Annotated in this window: 11 protein-coding genes and 1 pseudogene; 7 read left to right on the top strand and 5 right to left on the bottom strand. The window is 59.6% G+C overall.

Annotated elements, in window-relative coordinates; translation table 11 throughout:
• Positions 1-369: 369 nt before the first annotated feature.
• From RI103_RS36955 to RI103_RS36945, 3 genes are all read left to right on the top strand, one after another.
• Entirely contained in the window at positions 370-1,587 is a 1,218-nt protein-coding gene (locus RI103_RS36955) for an AAA family ATPase (protein WP_310818998.1), read from the top strand.
• 23 nt (positions 1,588-1,610) lie between these two features.
• Positions 1,611-2,558 (top strand): ParB/RepB/Spo0J family partition protein, encoded by a 948-nt coding sequence (locus RI103_RS36950; protein ID WP_409077061.1) that lies wholly within the window; start codon positions 1,611-1,613, stop codon positions 2,556-2,558.
• Between the two features lie 3,839 nt (positions 2,559-6,397).
• Positions 6,398-6,676: an HU family DNA-binding protein gene (locus RI103_RS36945; protein WP_310818996.1), complete on the top strand. Its 279-nt coding sequence runs from the start codon at positions 6,398-6,400 to the stop codon at positions 6,674-6,676.
• Positions 6,677-7,075: 399 nt separating this feature from the next.
• Here RI103_RS36945 and RI103_RS36940 read toward each other — a convergent pair.
• The 3 genes and pseudogenes from RI103_RS36940 to RI103_RS36930 form a co-directional block, all read right to left on the bottom strand.
• Positions 7,076-8,699: pseudogene (locus RI103_RS36940) on the bottom strand (malate synthase G); the annotation flags it as partial.
• Positions 8,699-9,103 (bottom strand): heme-binding protein, encoded by a 405-nt coding sequence (locus RI103_RS36935; RefSeq protein WP_310818995.1) that lies wholly within the window; start codon positions 9,101-9,103, stop codon positions 8,699-8,701. The pseudogene RI103_RS36940 and the gene RI103_RS36935, both read right to left, overlap by 1 nt.
• 85 nt (positions 9,104-9,188) lie before the next feature.
• On the bottom strand, positions 9,189-10,127 hold the full coding sequence (locus tag RI103_RS36930) for an SMP-30/gluconolactonase/LRE family protein (protein ID WP_310818994.1): 939 nt from the start codon (positions 10,125-10,127) through the stop codon (positions 9,189-9,191).
• A gap of 237 nt (positions 10,128-10,364) precedes the next feature.
• Here RI103_RS36930 and RI103_RS36925 point away from each other — a divergent pair, with 237 nt between their 5' ends.
• The 4 genes from RI103_RS36925 to RI103_RS36910 all read left to right on the top strand — a co-directional run bounded on the left by RI103_RS36925 (position 10,365) and on the right by RI103_RS36910 (position 15,977).
• Entirely contained in the window at positions 10,365-11,912 is a 1,548-nt protein-coding gene (locus RI103_RS36925) for an altronate dehydratase family protein (protein WP_310818993.1), read from the top strand.
• 100 nt (positions 11,913-12,012) lie between these two features.
• Entirely contained in the window at positions 12,013-13,320 is a 1,308-nt protein-coding gene (locus RI103_RS36920) for an MFS transporter (RefSeq protein WP_310818992.1), read from the top strand.
• 73 nt (positions 13,321-13,393) lie between these two features.
• Positions 13,394-14,686: an MFS transporter gene (locus RI103_RS36915; RefSeq protein WP_310818991.1), complete on the top strand. Its 1,293-nt coding sequence runs from the start codon at positions 13,394-13,396 to the stop codon at positions 14,684-14,686.
• A gap of 124 nt (positions 14,687-14,810) precedes the next feature.
• Positions 14,811-15,977 carry a mandelate racemase/muconate lactonizing enzyme family protein gene (locus RI103_RS36910; RefSeq protein ID WP_310818990.1) on the top strand — a complete coding sequence of 389 codons (1,167 nt, stop codon included), beginning with the start codon at positions 14,811-14,813 and terminating at the stop codon, positions 15,975-15,977.
• Positions 15,978-16,046: 69 nt separating this feature from the next.
• Here RI103_RS36910 and RI103_RS36905 read toward each other — a convergent pair whose 3' ends face one another.
• Together RI103_RS36905 and RI103_RS36900 are read right to left on the bottom strand one after the other, a co-directional pair.
• On the bottom strand, positions 16,047-16,976 hold the full coding sequence (locus RI103_RS36905) for a dihydrodipicolinate synthase family protein (RefSeq protein ID WP_310818989.1): 930 nt from the start codon (positions 16,974-16,976) through the stop codon (positions 16,047-16,049).
• Positions 16,977-17,017: 41 nt separating this feature from the next.
• On the bottom strand, positions 17,018-18,016 hold the full coding sequence (locus RI103_RS36900; RefSeq protein ID WP_310818988.1) for a D-glycerate dehydrogenase: 999 nt from the start codon (positions 18,014-18,016) through the stop codon (positions 17,018-17,020).
• Positions 18,017-18,054: the final 38 nt, after the last annotated feature.

Raw genomic sequence — 18,054 nt, 5'->3', positions numbered from 1 at the left:
ACCCTTGCGCCTCTGCCTTGGCGGATCGAAATAAAAATGTAATGTAATCGTCCATGTCCGTGCGGTCCTTGCGCTATTAAGTGGCTTGAGCCTACTTCTTGGTACTTCGCTGGCTTGGGACGACGGTTCAATGGACAAAAACTCTCACCTTTTATCCATGACAGTTTTTCCCCGCGGCGTTACGTGCTTCAAAGGTGAGAGATTTTGTGCGGCAGATTTCTTACATATAGATTGGCAACGATATCGGTTGAACGCATAAAAAACAGTGGCTTACGAGCGACATTTGAGAAACTGCACGACGATATAACGCTGTTTTTGTGTTTTTCCTGTATTCTCCGTTTAGCTTCAATTTCTAGGGAAAACTCCGAAATGGCCAATGTCAGCCAACCGATGCCGATTGACCGAACCGTGACGCTTGAGGAAATCTCAGATTTCGCGGATGTCGTTACCGACTATGCAACTGAATTACGGGACCAGATTCTCGCGCCGCGCCCGCGCAAGGAAGCGCCGGTGTTTACGACTGGAGAAGTCGCGGAACTGTGCGGCCTGACGCGTCAGCAGGTGCAGTACTTGGCAACGAAGGGGGATGGTGTGCTGCCGGAAGGGCAGTCCACTGGCACAGGACGAAGCCGCAGTCGGCTATTTACATTAGGCGAAGCCCGGAACTGGGTGCAACAGGTGTCGGATATCTACCAGACGCCTCTGGTGGCTGGGCCGAGCGATTTTGAGGGCAAAGTGCTTATCACGTCGCAACTGAAAGGGGGCTCCGCTAAAACCACAACGTCGATGTGCCTTGCTCAAGGGTTAAGTCTGCGCGGGCGAAAAGTTCTCGTTGTCGACCTTGATCCTCAAGCATCGCTTTCTGAACTATGCGGGCTATACGCTGAAAAAGAAGTATCTCCGGACGATACGGTGCTGCCTTTTGTCTATGACCAACAGGTCGAAGGAGGTCTGCTCTCCAGGGTGCAGCCAACATACTGGGATGGGTTGGATATCATTCCGGCGCATACAGAATTGGTCGGGGCGGAGTATCACCTTCCAGCCATGCAGATGAAGCTTGCAGGCTTCAAGTTCTGGCAGGTGCTCCGGGATGGGCTGGCGCCGCTGCGCAAGCATTATGACTACATCATTCTGGATACCTCGCCCTCTCTGTCCTATCTCAATCTGAATGCATTGATGGCAGCGGACGCGATGGTCATGCCGATGGTCCCGGAGAATCTCGACTTCTTCAGTTCGCTGTCTTTCTGGCGACTTTTCTCCGACGTCGCCAAGTCGTTTATCAAATATGAAGCTAACAAAAAGTACGATTTCGTTTCCGTCCTGCTTACCCGCGTCAACTACAACAGCACGTCCGCGGCGCCTGTTGTGCGTACGTGGGCACAAGGCGCATATCGTCACTGGCTGGACCCGTTCGAGGTTCCGGCAAGCTCTGTAATGAGCTCAGGCGCGCTTGCATTTACGACCGTTTTTGACATCAGCAGCTCTCATAGCCAGGCGAAATCCTTAGCACGCGTCAAACAGCCGCTCATCGACTATTGCCGATGGGTCGATGACATGTTCGTCAAACAATGGAGGCCAGCACAGTGAGCACCAACAATATACGTGACCAGATGTTGGCCAAGACCGCGAATCTTAGGTCAACAGCGGAAAGAACCCCCGACGCCAGCCGTCGCGCGAATCGGACAGAGACAGCACCCGGCATGGCCGGCGCATTAGCCGCTGCACAACTGAGAGTGCAGGAGCTTGAATCGACAGGAACGACGTCGCAATTGCCGTTGACGGAAATTGTTCCGAATCCTTGGCAGCCCCGGCGGATTTTCAATGAAGCAAAGTTGTCCGAGCTGGCAGAGTCGATTCGTGAGGTTGGCCTCATGCAGCCGATCGTGGTTCGCCGTGTTGAATCGGCCTACCAGATTGTGGCGGGGGAACGGCGCTGGCGAGCGCACAAGATACTCGGCGCGGAGCACATCAAGACGGTAGTCATCGAATGCTCGGACCAGGACATGATTGTTCTGGCGCTGGTCGAGAATATGGACCGGGACGACCTGACCGACTATGAGGTGGCCATCTCTCTTCGTCGGTCGGAGAGCGAGTTTCCGAGCCGCAAAAGGCTGGCAGAAGCAGTAGGTCTGTCACGTACCGGGCTGTACCAATTCCTTGCGTTTGAAAATCTGCCGGACTTCATGAAGAAGGACCTCGATTTGCAGCCTGCTCTACTCGGCTGCAATGCCGCAGAGGAAATTGTCTCAGCGCTTAAGAAGCACGGCAGCGAAGCTGAGGTGGCCGCACGCGAACTCTGGCCAGATGTGGTCAAAGGGGAACTGGCACAGGGCAAGCTCGCACCGGCGATCACCGCGATGGTGACTCGTCGTGCCTCGGGGACGGCGGCTCGCGAAAGGCTCATTGAGAAGTTCTTCGCCGGAAAAGATCAGGCGGGGAGCATCACCAAGGACGTCAACAGCTTTACGGTCAAAATCAAGACTGCGGCTTTGACCGAAGCCCAAGAGGCGCGAATCCGGCAGCTTATCAGTGAGTTGTATAAAGACGAGCCGCGCTGATCGAGTCCTGCTATGCGACATAAGGCCCGCTTCGAGCGGGTTTTTTTTTGCCGACGCAGTGGCTGCGTCAGTATTACTGACACCTCCGAGCTAAGCCCGAGATAAGCAGCTTGACGAAGACTGTGGCTCGCCTGATACCGGCGTCCTGGCGTGCGTCAGCTATGGTGCCTCTGCGGCCTCGTCAACGCGATCGCGAAAAGTATCAGTACCCAAATGATCTTCGCGGCCGCCCTGAATCCGGCAGCAAGGATCGACGGAGGGACGGGAAAGCAGTCTTATCAGCGATCTCTCTTCCTTCCGGCTGTGGATATCCAAAAAAAACTGCTCTGAAGCGCATGCCTCAGTGCTTCAGCGGTGATCTTAATTTGCTCAAGGGCCAGACATTTGCGGCGCAGTCTACAGGCAACAACCTGCGATCCCCGCCGGAGGATCCGTGCTGAATCAACGTGCGGTGCTTCAGCGTTCAATCGAGGCTAAGGCAGCCGCGGCGCCTTCCAGACGAGGAACCGGTTTGCGATAGTCCCCCGACGAGAATCCAGACGCCTGTTGATGTGCTTTTCGGCGTCGCGTTTTTTTATGATTTTGAGCACAGGTGTCAGGTCTGTGTTCTTGGAAGGTCACCTGTTTCGTCTTGCAACGCGACTTGCGGGGCAACCGGTAGCATTGCTGCGATGGTATGGCCGGAGGGTTCATACGCAGCGGGGAATCACGCAGCCGGGGCAAGGGGTACCGAGTACGCCCGCTACCCTTACAAGGTGCATCGTTCGGAGTGTCGGTATTACTGACACTCGTGTTCAAGAGCGAGCTCGCTTCGGCCTGCCCGACGTCTACAAGCGAGGGTGTCAGCGTTACTGATACAGGTCCATGTCGGGCCTTTTGATCGGTCGACGCGCAAGCGGCGAGCAGCAGTGCGCCTTAAATGCGAGAACGCGATGAGGATGCTGTTTTTTTGCTTGCTGCAGAGGACATGGAAGCGCGTCCTGTAGAGGCACTTCCGTATTCATCGCTCAAGATGCGTCGTGACATTGCTTCCCTCCCCCTTACTGCTACTGGAGCGCTCGACCAATGAGCAGATCCCGGTAGTCGGTGGGCGGCGTTGGCCCAGCGCACACTGAAGCACGTCCACGCGCAGGTGTTTTGCCATTGACTGTTTGGCGATCGACAATGTTTTGTTCCGCTTTGCTCAGCGACGTCGAAGTCGCTACCCGGTCCAGTCCGTCAGAGCAAAAATCCATTGCCAGTTAGCGCAGGAATGCCACCCGAAGAAGTAGATGCTCCGCCCAGGTGGTATTCGTGGTGAGGATCGCTGCCGCAGCGAAACGGAGATCTCTCGCTTTTTGCATCTTCAAAGCGACCAGATGCGAAGGAAGGTCGTGCGCCCCTTTCGGTTCCTCCGACTCGGCATACTTCAGAAACACCTACCCGTCCATCCTGCTCGAACCGAGCCCGAGCAGGATGCGGAAAATGTGAATAGCATTTCCCGCAGCATCGTGTTGAGGCTTATCACGAAATTGCTAGCGCACGTGAGGCGGTATTCCGCGTGCGATGCATTGGCGTCTTCGACTCTCAGCGACATGCCATACCTTGTTCGGTGAACTTTCACGCAGGCAAGATCGAGGTCGCGGTCGACTCAGCGAACGAGGCCACGGGCGTGAACCGAGGTAGCGGACGTCGACCGTCTACATGAAAATTTCGCAGCATGAATTTCGCGTAACGCCCAAAATTGGCTACGAATGCCCCGGCAAACTGCCGTCTACGCGCACGTGTCCGGGTGCCTTCCGTGCGGACTCACGCTGGATCCAGCTTCTGGCAAAGCCTTGGCGCTATGCCACCGAAGACCCAGAACGCTGTTCGCCGCCTGCAGTAGCGTCACAGGAGGAGGTATTCGATCGACTTTTGGGCTGCGCAGGCGGTCTTTGTACGGCCGCGAAAACGATGTAAGTGCGCAGAATCGTTCCGAGGTCGATCTAAGCGGAGATCAGAGACAAGGCAAAAAAGCCCTGCGTGCGATTGTGACCATGGCAGTCGCCGCGCGCCTATACATGCGCCAAACGCCCATGAGCGGCTTTGCGTCAGGATTTAACTTGACGAGAGCCGGGCGCTGCTCCGCCGGTACAACGACCAGCCGCGCAGTTCGATATGGGCCAGCGTCTTGACTTGCTCCTGATGCACCGGGGTCATAGACCCTTTATCCCCAAAACATGCCGAGGCTGCAGCCCTCCGCCTCTGGGATAGGTAGTCACTAAAATACCGTCACTGACCAGCCGGTGAGTGAAATTTCGAGCGTACGCCGAGGTTCTCGGGGCAGGTAACGAATACTCAGCGACATCCGCTCACGTCGCTCAGTTAGATGGCCGCGCATGCCCGCGAGCAACGCCTCCAGCCGCGTCCTCGCTTCAATGCGGCTCGGCCATGGGCGTCTGTGGCGACCGCACTACCAGCATGTGTCGTGGGCACCCTGTTTGGACGGAAGGAACGGGCAGTTAAGTCAGTCGGCGAGCAATGCCGCGTTGAATGACAACGTTCCTACGATGGCCATGAACGGAGGGCCTGGTCTGCATCGTGACCCTCTGTCACCGGATAAAAATCGGCTTGCGACGTCGCAAAAGAAGTGCCCGGTGCGTGTCTCGTGGAAGGGATGGCTACGCCCAGCGGCCGCCATCAATTTCCCACGCCGTAGCGACAGTTTCGTTCGTCTACGCGCTCGACAGGCTGCATCCGTGCGCCAATCACTTCTGCGGGAATCCTGCTAGAAACCGTACAGGCCGCCAAATGAATCGTCTAGGAGGCGCCGCTTCAGTTGCGGTAGATTTCCTTGCCTCGGAACCGTGACGTCGACTTACCCGCGACTGCTGTCTACGCGCCACATTCACGGCGGCTGCCTACCGGTCGGCGTTTCACGCTCTTCGGCCCGCGTATCGAACTCGTGAGGACACCCGAGGTGCATACCGTGCGTGCCGCAACGATCAGAAACCTTGCCGTAAAATAGTCTTTATCTATTAATATTTATATTTGATAGTTTAAACTAAGGTGAATCGCGTTGCTTCGGATAGGCGATCCCGGCAGGCGCGGGTTCCGCAAGCGCGCGCTCCATCCATCACGGCACCCGCCTTACCGGAGAACATGCGAAGGGTGCGGTATGCATTAGATGACTTCCCGTCCTCGGGCGATGCCTGTTCCACTGGTCTACGGAAAATAGTCGAAAGTTTCGCACCGGGTCATGGTTCTCGATTCGCGGGATGGCGAGGGCAAGGCGTGGTTCCATCCTCACCGAGACTGACATTTATGCTGCGCCTTCAATCAAGGCAAGTCATTCGGATTCGTCGATAGCGAAGGGGCGCGTGACGCTGCGACAATGGAGTTGTTTTCGTGCGGTGTTGCGACAGTTGAAGCGGCATGGAGCTCTACAGGCATAAACACGACCGCTCGAGGACTTAGCTCTCGCCGTTTCCTGTAGAAAGGGTACGCAAAACCCCCTGTTTTGGCATCGATTAGACGGATTCCGTGAAACAATTAAACAACCAACGCGGGAGCGCAGAAACGTCGCGCAAACAAGGGCTTGGGACATTTCCGAGCCAACATCTCTCAAATGTTTCACGATGAAGGTGCATTCCAAGGCTGGCAAATCGAGAAGGGGAGATCAGATATCGTTGAGCAGTACCTTCGCAAAGCGCTATGTATCAAACGATACGTATTCTGTAATTCTTGTCTCGCCTAACAATCATTCACGGACGGCAACCGTTCAGCGACCAAGAGCAAAGGCACGCTCGCTCGCCATTGCGCGAGGGCGCGCCGATCGGGTAGGGTGACAACTTCACAACCACAACAACGGATCGACAATGAACAAACAGGAATTGGTGGATGCGGTCGCCGCGTCAACTGGCGCGAGCAAAGCAGCAACAGGCGAGGCGATCGATGCGTTCATCGGCGCAATCACGAGCGCCGTCACGAAGGGTGACATGGTTCAACTCATCGGCTTCGGATCGTTTTCGACGGGAGCTCGCGCCGCGCGTGTCGGCCGCAATCCGGCGACCGGCGCAGAGATCCAGATCCCTGCGGCGAAGACCGTCAAGTTCACGGCAGGCAAGGCGTTCAAGGATGCCGTGAACGGATCCTGACAGCGACAGAGAGCCGCCGGTCGGCGACATGCCGGCGGCCGACATGTCGCCGCCAGAGTTCAGATCCAGGGCTGCAAGAACGTGCATACCCTGATCGAGGAGAATCGTCGCAGCATCAAGCCGCCGGCAAATGTGCTGCAAGGCTTGCCGGTATCGAGTTGATGTTTTTCATCTGCAAAGGCCAAATCTTGCGAAGTTCGGCACCGGAAAACATCGACGCGTCCGCACTCTGAAATACCTCGCGTCGACATGCCTGGGTATCCTCTCTAAAAGGACCATATTCTCAAGGCGGCTATCCACGCCACAGCCGCCAGTTAGCCGACGCATGGCTACGCGGGACGGTGATGGCCGCCCGCGTGCATGCTTAAATCAGGCCACGGTTTCGACTGCGATCCGCGCCTACCACTTCGCGCCAAGCCGGAACTTGTGTAGCAATGGCTCCGTATAGCCGGCAGGCTGCGACCGCCCTTCAAAAACCAGCGCCTTGGCCGCCTTGAACGCGAGCGATGTGTCCAGGTGACCGGTCATTGGCTGATACTGCGGGTCATTGGCGTTCTGCGCATCCACCACCTTCGCCATGCGCTTGAAAGTTTCGTTCACTAGCGCTTCCGACACCACTCCATGATGCAGCCAGTTCGCAATGTGCTGGCTGGAGATGCGCAGCGTTGCGCGGTCTTCCATCAGACCGACATTGTGAATATCCGGCACCTTCGAGCATCCGACGCCCTGATCGATCCAGCGCACCACGTAACCCAGAATCCCTTGCGCGTTGTTCTCGATTTCCTTGCAGATTTCCTCATCCGACCACTGCGCCTTTTCGACGACCGGAATAGTCAGCAGGCCATCGAGCAGTTCGTCGCGCACATCGTCTAGGCGGTCTTTTCCAATTCTTGCTGCACGACCTGAACATCAACTTGATGGTAGTGCAGCGCGTGCAGCGTCGCGGCAGTCGGCGACGGCACCCAAGCCGTATTCGCGCCCGCTTTCGGATGCGCGATCTTCTGTTCGAGCATCGCCTGCATGAGGTCGGGCATCGCCCACATGCCTTTGCCGATCTGCGCGCGTCCGCGCAATCCCGAGCTCAAGCCGACCAGCACGTTATTACGCTCGTAAGCCGCGATCCATGCCGACGATTTCATCTCACCCTTGCGCATCATCGGACCGGCTTCCATTGCACTATGCATCTCGTCGCCGGTGCGATCCAGGAAGCCCGTATTGATGAACGCTACGCGCGCCGATGCCGCCGCTATGCACGCCTGCAGGTTGACGCTCGTGCGGCGCACTTCGTCGATGATGCCCATCTTGATCGTATAGCGCGGCAGCCCTAGCAGATCTTCGACACGGTCGAACAGTTCGTTGGAAAACGCCACTTCGGCCGGGCCGTGCATCTTCGGCTTGACGATGTAAATCGATCCGGTCCGCGAATTGAGCCTGTTTTGCAGGTCGTGCATCGCGCCGAGCGACGTCATCACGGCATCCAGAATCCCTTCGGGGATCTCATGACCGTCGCGATCGACGATTGCCGGATTCGTCATCAAATGCCCGACGTTGCGAATGAACAGCAGCGAGCGGCCATGCAGCTTCACCGTCGAGCCATCGGGGGCGGTGTATTGGCGATCGGCGTTCAGGCGACGCGTGAAGGTCTTGCCGTTCTTCGTGACCTGTCGGTCAGATCGCCTTTCGTGAGGCCGGTCCAGTTGCGGTAGAGCTGCACCTTGTCGGCGGCATCGACGGCGGCGACCGAATCTTCGCAATCGACAATCGTCGAGACGGCCGCTTCCATCAGCACGTCTTTCACGCGCGCTGCATCGGTTTTGCCGATCGGGTCCGTTGCGTCGATCTGGATCTCGAAGTGCAGGCCGTGATGCTTGAGCAGGACGGCGGAAGGGGAGCCCGCGTCGCCCTGATAGCCTACGAACTGCGCGCGAATCTTCAATGCCGACGAGCCGTTCTTGAGCATGACGGCGAGCTTGCCGCATTCCACGCGGTACGCGATCGCGTCGACGTGCGGGCCGTTGGCAATCAGCCGTTGAGGCTGTTTGCTGCCGCTCTCGCCACTTGCGAATCCTGATCCGGCTTGACACCGGAGACGCCGACTGCGCCCACGACGTTTCCGTCGACCACGACCGGGACGCCGCCCTCGAGCGTGCCGGCGAGCGGCGCGCTCAGGAACGCGGTGCGGCCGCCGTTGATCATGTCTTCGTACTGCTTCGATTCACGTCGACCGAGCGCGGCGGTACGCGCCTTTTCGGTCGCGATGTAAGCGCCTATCGGCGCACAGCCGTCGAGGCGGAGCAGGGCCAGCAGATGGCCCCCGTCATCCACGACCGCAATGGTGACTGCCCATTGGTTTTTCTCTGCTTCCGCGCGCGCGACTTCCACGATTCGCGTGGCTTCTACAACGGTCAATACGGATTTGCTTTGCATGTCAGGGTTATCAAGTCAGGATGTCGAAGTGAAGTGTCGCCATCGGCGCATGCCGTGGCCGGGGTATGTTTCGTGGTGAACGGGGTTATCCACCCAGCGCGCCCTGCGTGTTGACGTGCACCGCATAAATAGACTGAGACGACGCCATGAACAGCCGGTTACGCGCGCGTCCGCCAAAACACAAATTCGCGCAGCGCTCGGGCAGGGCGATCCGGCCAATCATCTTTCCCTGCGGCGAAATAACCATGACGCCATCGAGTTCGTCGCTGCCCATGCCCCAGCCGCACCACAAATTACCGTCGATGTCCGCGCGCATGCCGTCGATCGTGCCGGCGCCTGCGTCGTAGAACATCCGGCCTTTACCGATGCCGCGACCGTCCGCGTCCATTTCATATACGTGAATCATCCGGTTGGGCACACCGCGCGATTCGATGATGTAAAGCAACTTCTCGTCGGGAGAAAAGCACAAACCGTTCGGCCCTTTCAGGTCGCGAGTGACGACGGACGCTTCGCCGGTCACGCCATCGATCCGATAGACGGAATGCGGGAGTTCCTGCTCCGCCTTGATTCCCTCGTAGTGTCCGGAAATACCCATCGGCGGATCAGTGAACCAGATAGATCCGTCCGACTTCACGACCAGATCGTTGGGCGAATTGAGCGGCTTGCCTTCAAAGGAATCGAGAAGGACGGTGATGCTGCCGTCGTACTCGGTGCGTGTGACACGGCGGCCGTGCTCGCACGTAACGAGCCGCCCCTGTCTGTCGCGGGTGTTGCCATTCGCGTAGTTAGAGGGTTTCCGGAACACGCTGACGACGCCCGTTTCCTCCTCCCATTTCAGCATCTGGTTGTTCGGAATGTCGCTCCACAGCAGGTAACGTCCATCGCCGAACCATACCGGCCCTTCGGTCCACCGGTAACCGGTAGCCAGCCGCTCGACAGCCGAAAAGGCCACGCGGTATTTATCGAAGGAAGGGTCTAGCGAAATCACCCGCGGATCGGGGTATCGCTCAGCTTGTTGCCACATCTCACTCTCCTGTTCGGGTACCCGGCATTTCCGCCTATTGCGGCGGCACAATCGGTAGTATAAAGGGAAATGAGTAAGCGCTTTCTCTTGAATTCGCAACTGAAGTGCCATAAGATGCCTGAAATTGTTGAGGTTCGAGCAGCGGCGCATCGGCCGTAGCGGTTATGTAAGAAAGCGATTACTCGCCTCGTGCTTTTTCGACCGCCCGGCGCAAAATTTTTTGAAGGGCAATGCCTGATGACTGAGATGACGAGCAAGAACGTAACCGGGCCAGTGATCCGGTTGCATCCCGCTGACAACGTGGTAATTGCGCGCATCGACGTCGCAATCGGTACGCCGGTTCCTTCGGAGGATTTTGTTTGCCGCAGCCAGGTGGCCGCGGGCTACAAGATCGCGGCGAGGCCCATCAAAAAGGGCGAGCCGGTTCGCAAATACAACGTGGTGATAGGTTTCGCGGCGACGGATATTGCGCCAGGCACGATGGTCCATAGCCATAACGTCGAGTTCCGTGAGTTCGACCGGGACTACGCATTCGGCGCGGACTACCGGCCCGTCGAGATGGTGCCCGAAGCGGAGCGCGCCACGTTCCAGGGCATCGTGCGGGATAACGGCGAGGTCGCCACGCGTAACTACATCGGCGTATTGTCGACGGTCAATTGTTCAGCCACGGTCGCACACAAGATCGCCGAATGGTTCACGCCAGAACGGCTGGCGGATTACCCCAACGTAGACGGCGTGGTCGCATTCACGCACTCGATCGGTTGCGGCATGGAAATGAGCGGTGAGCCGATGGCGCTGCTGCGCCGGACGATGGCGGGTTACGCGCGGCATCCCAATCTCGCCGCGGCGCTGATCGTCGGGCTGGGATGCGAGCGCAACCAGTTGGCCGGACTGATGGATCAGGAAGGTCTGAAGGCTGATTCGCGGCTGCACACGTTCATCATGCAGGAGAACGGCGGCACCCGCCGGACCATCGAGGCCGGCGTGGCCGCGGTCCAGGCGCTGCTACCCGACGCCAACCGCGTGAAGCGCACGACGGTTCCCGCCAGCCACCTGAAGATCGGTCTGCAATGCGGCGGCTCCGACGGCTTTTCGTCGATCACCGCCAATCCTTCGCTCGGCGCCGCGATGGATTTGCTGGTCCGTCATGGCGGCACGGCCATCCTCTCCGAAACGCCTGAAATCTACGGCGTCGAACACACGCTCACGCGGCGCGCGGTCAGCCGCGAAGTGGGCGAGAAGCTGGTCGAGCGGATTCGCTGGTGGAAAGACGAGTATTCCGTCGGTCGCGACGTCCAGATCAACGGCCAGGTCAGTCCAGGCAATCAGGTGGGCGGGCTGGCGAACATCTTCGAAAAGTCGATTGGATCAGCGATGAAAGGCGGCACGGGCCCGCTGATGGAAGTCTATCGATACGCCGAGCTGGTGAAGCAACCCGGACTCGTATTCATGGACACTCCCGGCTTCGACCCCGTCTCCGCAACGGGTCAGATTGCAGGCGGCGCGAATCTTATCGCCTTCACGACAGGGCGCGGTTCGATGTTCGGCGCCAAGCCCGTGCCGTCGCTGAAACTCGCCACCAACACGCCGATGTACACCCGTCTGACCGAAGACATGGATCTGAACTGCGGCGGGATCCTGGATGGCATTGCGTCGATCCAGAGCACGGGCCAGAAAATCTTCGACGCCATTCTTGCAGCCGCGTCGGGCGAGCGCACCAAAAGCGAAATGCTCGGACTAGGCGACCACGAATTCGTGCCATGGCAGATCGGCATCATGAGTTGAGTCCGCAGTGGCTCAGCGCATTGCGAGGGCGAACGGCCATTTACACCCATAAGTAAAGCCGCCGCCTGCAGGCAGTCGAACAAAATAGCGGAGACAGCCCTTGAGTACCCAAAGCCCGGCAATACAACTACCTGACAGCGCGGCAAGCAACTCGATCTACACGCGAGTGACCTGGCGCTTCATGCCTTTGCTGTTCGTCTGCTACGTGGTCGCGTATCTGGATCGGGTCAACGTGGGCTTCGCCAAGCTTCAGATGCTCAGCGATCTGAACTTCAGCGAGGCGATGTATGGCTTCGGCGCCGGCATCTTTTTCATTGGGTATTTCTTCTTCGAGGTGCCGAGCAATTTGCTGCTGCACCGGCTCGGCGCGCGCCGCTGGATCGCCCGGATCATGCTCACGTGGGCCGTGCTCTCGGCCGCGACCGCGTGGGTTTCGACGCCCGCGACCTTCTACGTGTTGCGTTTCTTTCTGGGCGTGGCCGAAGCGGGCTTTTTCCCGGGGCTTGTGCTCTATCTCACCTACTGGTTTCCATCGCACCGGCGCGGCAAGATGATTGCCTTCCTGATGGCGGGCAATCCGGTGGCGGGCATTGTCGGCGGCCCGATATCGGGCTTCATCATGCAGCGCCTCGCGGGGAACGCGGGCCTTGCCGGCTGGCAGTGGCTGTTCATTCTGGAAGCCGCCCCCGCGATAATCCTCGCAGCCGTCATTTTCTGGTTCCTCGACGATCGGGTGAAGGACGCAAAGTGGCTGCCGGTTCAGGATCGCGACTTCATTGCATCGGAAATCGATGCGGAAGCACGCACCAAAAGCCACGGTTCCGTGCGCGAAGTCTTCACGTCGCTCAAAGTCTGGACTTTGTGCACGATTCTCTTCGGTATCGTGATGGGCTCCTACGCCGTTGGCTTCTGGCAGCCAACCATCATCAAGAGTTCCGGAATCACGGACGCCTTCACCATCGGCCTGCTCACCGTCGTGCCTTACCTGGCCGCCTTGATCCTGATGATTGTGGTCGGCCGCCACGCGGACCGCACGCGTGAACGCCGCTGGCACGTCGTGTTGCCGCAATGCATGGCGGCAGCCGGATTCGTGACGTGCGCCTATGCGGGAAACAATACATATATTGCGTTGCTTGGCCTGACGCTTGCCGCTTCAGGCGTGATTACGGCCTTGCCCATGTTCTGGGCCTTGCCCACGTCTTTTCTCGGCGGCACCGGCGCGGCCGCCGGCATCGCATTGATCAATGCGACGGGCAATCTCGCAGGATTCGTCAGCCCTGCGCTGGTCGGGTGGCTGAAGACGGTCACGCATTCACTTGATTCGAGCCTGTTCCTGATCGCAGGGGCGCTGATTGTCTCCGCGAGTCTCATCTTGACGCAGCTTCCCGCGAGGCTTGTCAACAAGTAGGACCTTCATGGCACCCGCGAGAGGTGTCAGACAATAACATTCGGCATCCTTAACTACATGGAATAGAGACAACATGAAGACTGGGAAGTATCGCTACGTTGTCGCCTTGCTGCTGTTCATTGCGGGTGCGATCAACTACATGGACCGCGCGGCGCTCGGAGTGGTCGCGCCTATCCTCAATAAGGAGCTGAGTCTTTCGCCATCGCAACTCGGTGTCGTCTTCAGCAGTTTTTTCTTTGGTTACTCCATCTTCGCGTTCGTCGGCGGACAACTCGCCGACAAGTACGGACCACGCCGGGTTTTCTCCTGGGCAATGGGGACGTGGTCCATTCTCTGCGGGCTGACCGCGGCAGCGACTGGATTCGGCACGCTGCTGATCTTCCGGGCGCTGTTCGGTTTCGGCGAAGGCCCGATGAACTCGACGACCAATCGAACCATCACCAACTGGTTTCCCCGGCATGAAACCGCGACCATGGTCGGCTTTACGTTTTCGGGCCAGACGGTAGGCAGTGCGATCGCCGGGCCGGTGGTCGGATTGATTGCCATCGCCTACGGCTGGCGTACTTCGTTTGTGATCATCGCGGCGTTCGGGCTGGTGTGGATCGTCGCCTGGCGCATATTCGCTACCGACAAGCCGGCGCAAAGCGCGTGGGTCGGCGAGGCCGAACGCGAGATGGTCGAGGCGAGCCGCAGCGCGGCGCATCCGGCCGAAGGCGGCGACGAAAGCACGCCGCTGCGCAGCTACCTGTTTCGTCCGAGCACGCTCGCGCTTGGCGTCGGCCTTTTCGCGGTGAACTACACGCTATTCGTGTTCATCTCGTGGATGCCGAGCTATTTCACCAACGCGCTGCATCTGGACATGAAGCAAATGAGCGTTCTGAGCGCGGTGCCGTGGGCATGCGGCGGGATTGGCTACTTCGGCGGCGGCCTGCTCGCCGACGCGTGGTTCAAGCGCATGAGCAACAAGCTGCTGGCGCGCAAGGTTTCGGCGGTTGTGCCGCTCGCGCTGTCGGGTCTCGCCCTGCTGGGCGTCAGCATGGTCGATTCGGTGACGCCCGCGGTACTGCTTGTCGCGTTCGCCGTGCTGTTCCTGACCGCCTCGTCGCAAGCGTGCTGGGCCACCATGCACGAGCTTGTGCCGGGCAGGCATCTCGGAGGCGTGAGCGGCTTTGTTCACCTGATGAGCAACATTTCCGGCATTGTCGGTCCGACCATGATGGGTATAGCGGTCCAATACTTTGGCGGATACAGCAGCGGCTTCGTGCTCGGCGCGGCGGTCGATCTGGTCGGGGTGCTGGCGATGGTGCTGGTCATCGGCCGGCGCGCGGCGGGCGAGACAGTCGAGACGCATACCACCGCCGCCTGAACGGTCCGTCCTGCCAGGCAAGGAGTCAGGGCGGCGCAGGTGGCGCCACCCGCCCGCGACCGTGCCCGCGGCAGCACGATCGGTCGCGTGAGCATCGCTGTCTTTTTTGAGTCGATCTACTGCCATGAAACACGTCAACGTTGAACCCGAGCGAACCGATTATCAGACACGTTCGCGGATCGTTTCGGTGGAGGCGCGCACCATCCGTGTGCCGCTTGACCGCCACACTGCATTCTCGACCCGTCTCGTCACTGCCCGCGACTACACGGTTGTGCGCGTCACGACAGCCGATGACCATTACGGCATCGGCTTTTGCTATGGCGGCAACCGCGCCGGCATGCTGGTCACCTATGCCGTGCGCGAATTGTTTGCGCCGCTGTTGCGCGGGCGCTCCGCGCTCGACGTCGAAGGCGCGTGGTCCGCCATGTACGACGAGTCGCTGCTGCAAGGGCGTGCGGGTTCGGTCATGCGGGCGCTGTCCATCATCGACATCGCCTTGTGGGACCGCAATGCGCGCGCTGCGGGTCTGCCGTTGAGCCGCTATCTCGGCGGCACATGGAGTGCCGCCGTGCCGGCCTATGCGAGCGGTGGTTACTACCTCGAAGGCAAGACGCCCGAGCATCTCGGCGAAGAACTGGCGGGCTACGTGGCGCAGGGGTTTCGCGCCGTGAAGATGAAAGTGGGGCGGCTCGATCCGCACAGCGAGGAAGCGCGGATCAAGGCCGCACGAGAAGCGATCGGCGACGACGTGCTGCTGATGCTCGATGCCAACAACGCCTGGTCCGACGTGCCGACCGCGCTCGAATATATGCGCCGGTACGAGCCGTTCAATCCGTACTGGATCGAAGAGCCGTTCGGTCCGGACGACATCGACAGCCATGCGCAACTGAGCCGGCGCACGCCGGTGACCGTTGCGACCGGTGAGATTGAAGCGGGGCGCTGGCGGCATCAGGCGCTGCTCGACAAGCGCGCGGCCGCGATCCTTCAGTCGGATGCGGCGGTATGCGGCGGGATCAGCGAATGGCGGCGGATTGCGGCGTCGGCCGCGGCCGTGGGTGTGACGATGTGCCCGCACTGGTTCCACGATCTGCATGTGCATCTGGTGGCGTCGACGAGCAATGCGCGCTATGTCGAATTCTTTCCCGACGATCAGGTGCTGAATTTCCGTCGGCTGGTGGATACGCAACTGTCGTTCGCGGACGGCAAGCTGACCGTGCCGACTCGTCCAGGCCTCGGATTCGACTTCGATGAAGCCGCGCTAAACGAATACGCGCTGGACGAGTGGGCGTGAAGCCGAAGCAATGAATAGCTGAAAAGACCACCGGTTGCGCATGCAACCGGCGGGCGCTTCTTCAGGCGATCACGCCGTGACTTCGACACCTGGCATCGAGAAGCCGATCTCGCCGAGTGCGGCGGCGAGCGCGTCGCACTGCACTGGCGTCAGATCGACGAGAGGAGGGCGGACGACGCCCCAGTCGGGATCGTTCGAATACACACCGATCGCTGCCTTGAGCGCAGGAATCATCGGGAACCTGGCGAACACCGCGCGCGTGGCATCCAGTGCTGCCTGACGGGCATCGGCGTCGGCTGATTGCCAGTGGCGATACAACTGCACGATAGCCGCCGGATTGACGTTCCCGGTCGCCGTAATGCAGCCGACACCGCCGGACCGCATCGTGGCGAGCAGGAACGTTTCGCTGCCGGCGAACACATCGAAGCCATGCGGCTGGAAGCGCTCGAGCATGGCCTGGGTGTTGCTCCAGTCGCCCGAACTGTCCTTCACGCCGGCGATCACGCCCGGGAAAGCGGCGAGCAGCCGCTCGATGAGCGCGAGGCTGAGCGGCACCTGGGACACGGGCGGGATGTGATACAGGTAAATGCGCAGTGCGTCGGAACCCACGCGTTCGATGATCTGCGCATAGCTGCGGAACAAACCTTCGTCGGTGACGCCCTTGTAGTAGAACGGCGGTAGAGTCAGCACATGGTTCACCCCCAACGAAAGCGCATGGCGTGTCAGTTCGACCGTGTCGGTGAGCGCCGAGCAGCCGGTGCCCGGCATCAGACGATCGAGCGGAATGTCCGCGCCAACCAACGTTTCGAGCAGCTTCATTTTCTCGCTGACGGCGAGCGAATTCGCTTCCGAATTGGTGCCGAAAACCGCGAGTCCGACGTCCTGTTCGATAAGCCATCGGCAGTGACGGACATAGCGTTCGTGATCCGGAAGAAGGTCTCTTGTGAACGGCGTGACCACGGGCGAGTAAACGCCGCGGGGCCGGTTGACTGAAGTCATCGCGTGTTCCTTTTGATTGAGGTGAGCGTGTTTCGCGCCATTCAGCCTGCGATCTGTTGCGCAGACGTGCGGGCGTGGAGCGCTTCGGGATTGACACAGGTCGACGAGAGCTGGCCGTCGAGTGCGTCGATGAGATTGCGTACCGCGCGCATGGCCATGTTTTCGCGCGTCTGTTGCGTAGCGGAGCCGATATGCGGCACCGCTACCACGTTCGGTAACTGCAGCAGCGGCGAGTCCGGCGACACCGGTTCGCGTTCGAATACATCGAGACCGGCGCCGCGGATGCGGCCGTCACGAAGATGTTCGATGAGGGCGGCTTCGTCGACGACCTGTCCGCGAGCACAGTTGATGAGGATGGCCGACGGCTTCATGGTCCCGAGCTCGGCGCTGCCGATCAGTCGCTCGGTGGCGGGCGATAGCGGCACCAGCACGCAAACGAAATCCGCAGTCGCGAGCAGTTCGGGAAGCGGCCGCCATTGCGCGCCGTAGCGCTCCTCTGCTTCGGGGTTGCGGGAGCGGTTGGAATAGATCACGTCCATGCCGAAGCCGAGCGCGGCGCGCCTCGCAACCGCGCTGCCAATGCGCCCAAGCCCGACGATTCCCAGCGTTTTGTGGTGCACGTCGACACCGAATTGCGCCTCGCCGATAGTGCGCGTCCACTGGCCGCGCCGCGTCCAGGCTGCAAGTTCCGAAATGCGCCGGGCGGTCGCGAGGATCAGGCTGAACACGAGATCGGCAGTGGTTTCGGTGACTTCTTCCGGCGTATTCGTCAAAACGATGCCGCGGCGCGAGAGTTCGGGGACATCGAACGCGTCGAAGCCGGCCGAAATGGTGGACGCGACTTCGAGCAAAGGCGCGGCATCGAGGATCTCAGGCGTTATCTTGAGATTGTTGCCGACCATTCCGTGAGCCGCGCCCAAGGCGTGCCTGAACGGCGCGAGGTCGCCGGACGAAACGTCGACCAGCTTGACGGAACAGTGCTCGCGAAGAAGCCCCAGCACGGCTGGAGGCAATGAACGATAGGCCACGACATGCTTCATGAAGACCTCGGCGGAAGGCTGCTGAAGAGAGGAAATGC

This window comes from Paraburkholderia sp. FT54 (assembly GCF_031585635.1).
Taxonomy (GTDB): Bacteria; Pseudomonadota; Gammaproteobacteria; order Burkholderiales; family Burkholderiaceae; genus Paraburkholderia.
The sequence above is the reverse complement of the archived record's forward strand: the minus strand, read 5'-3'. Positions and strand labels throughout refer to the sequence as shown.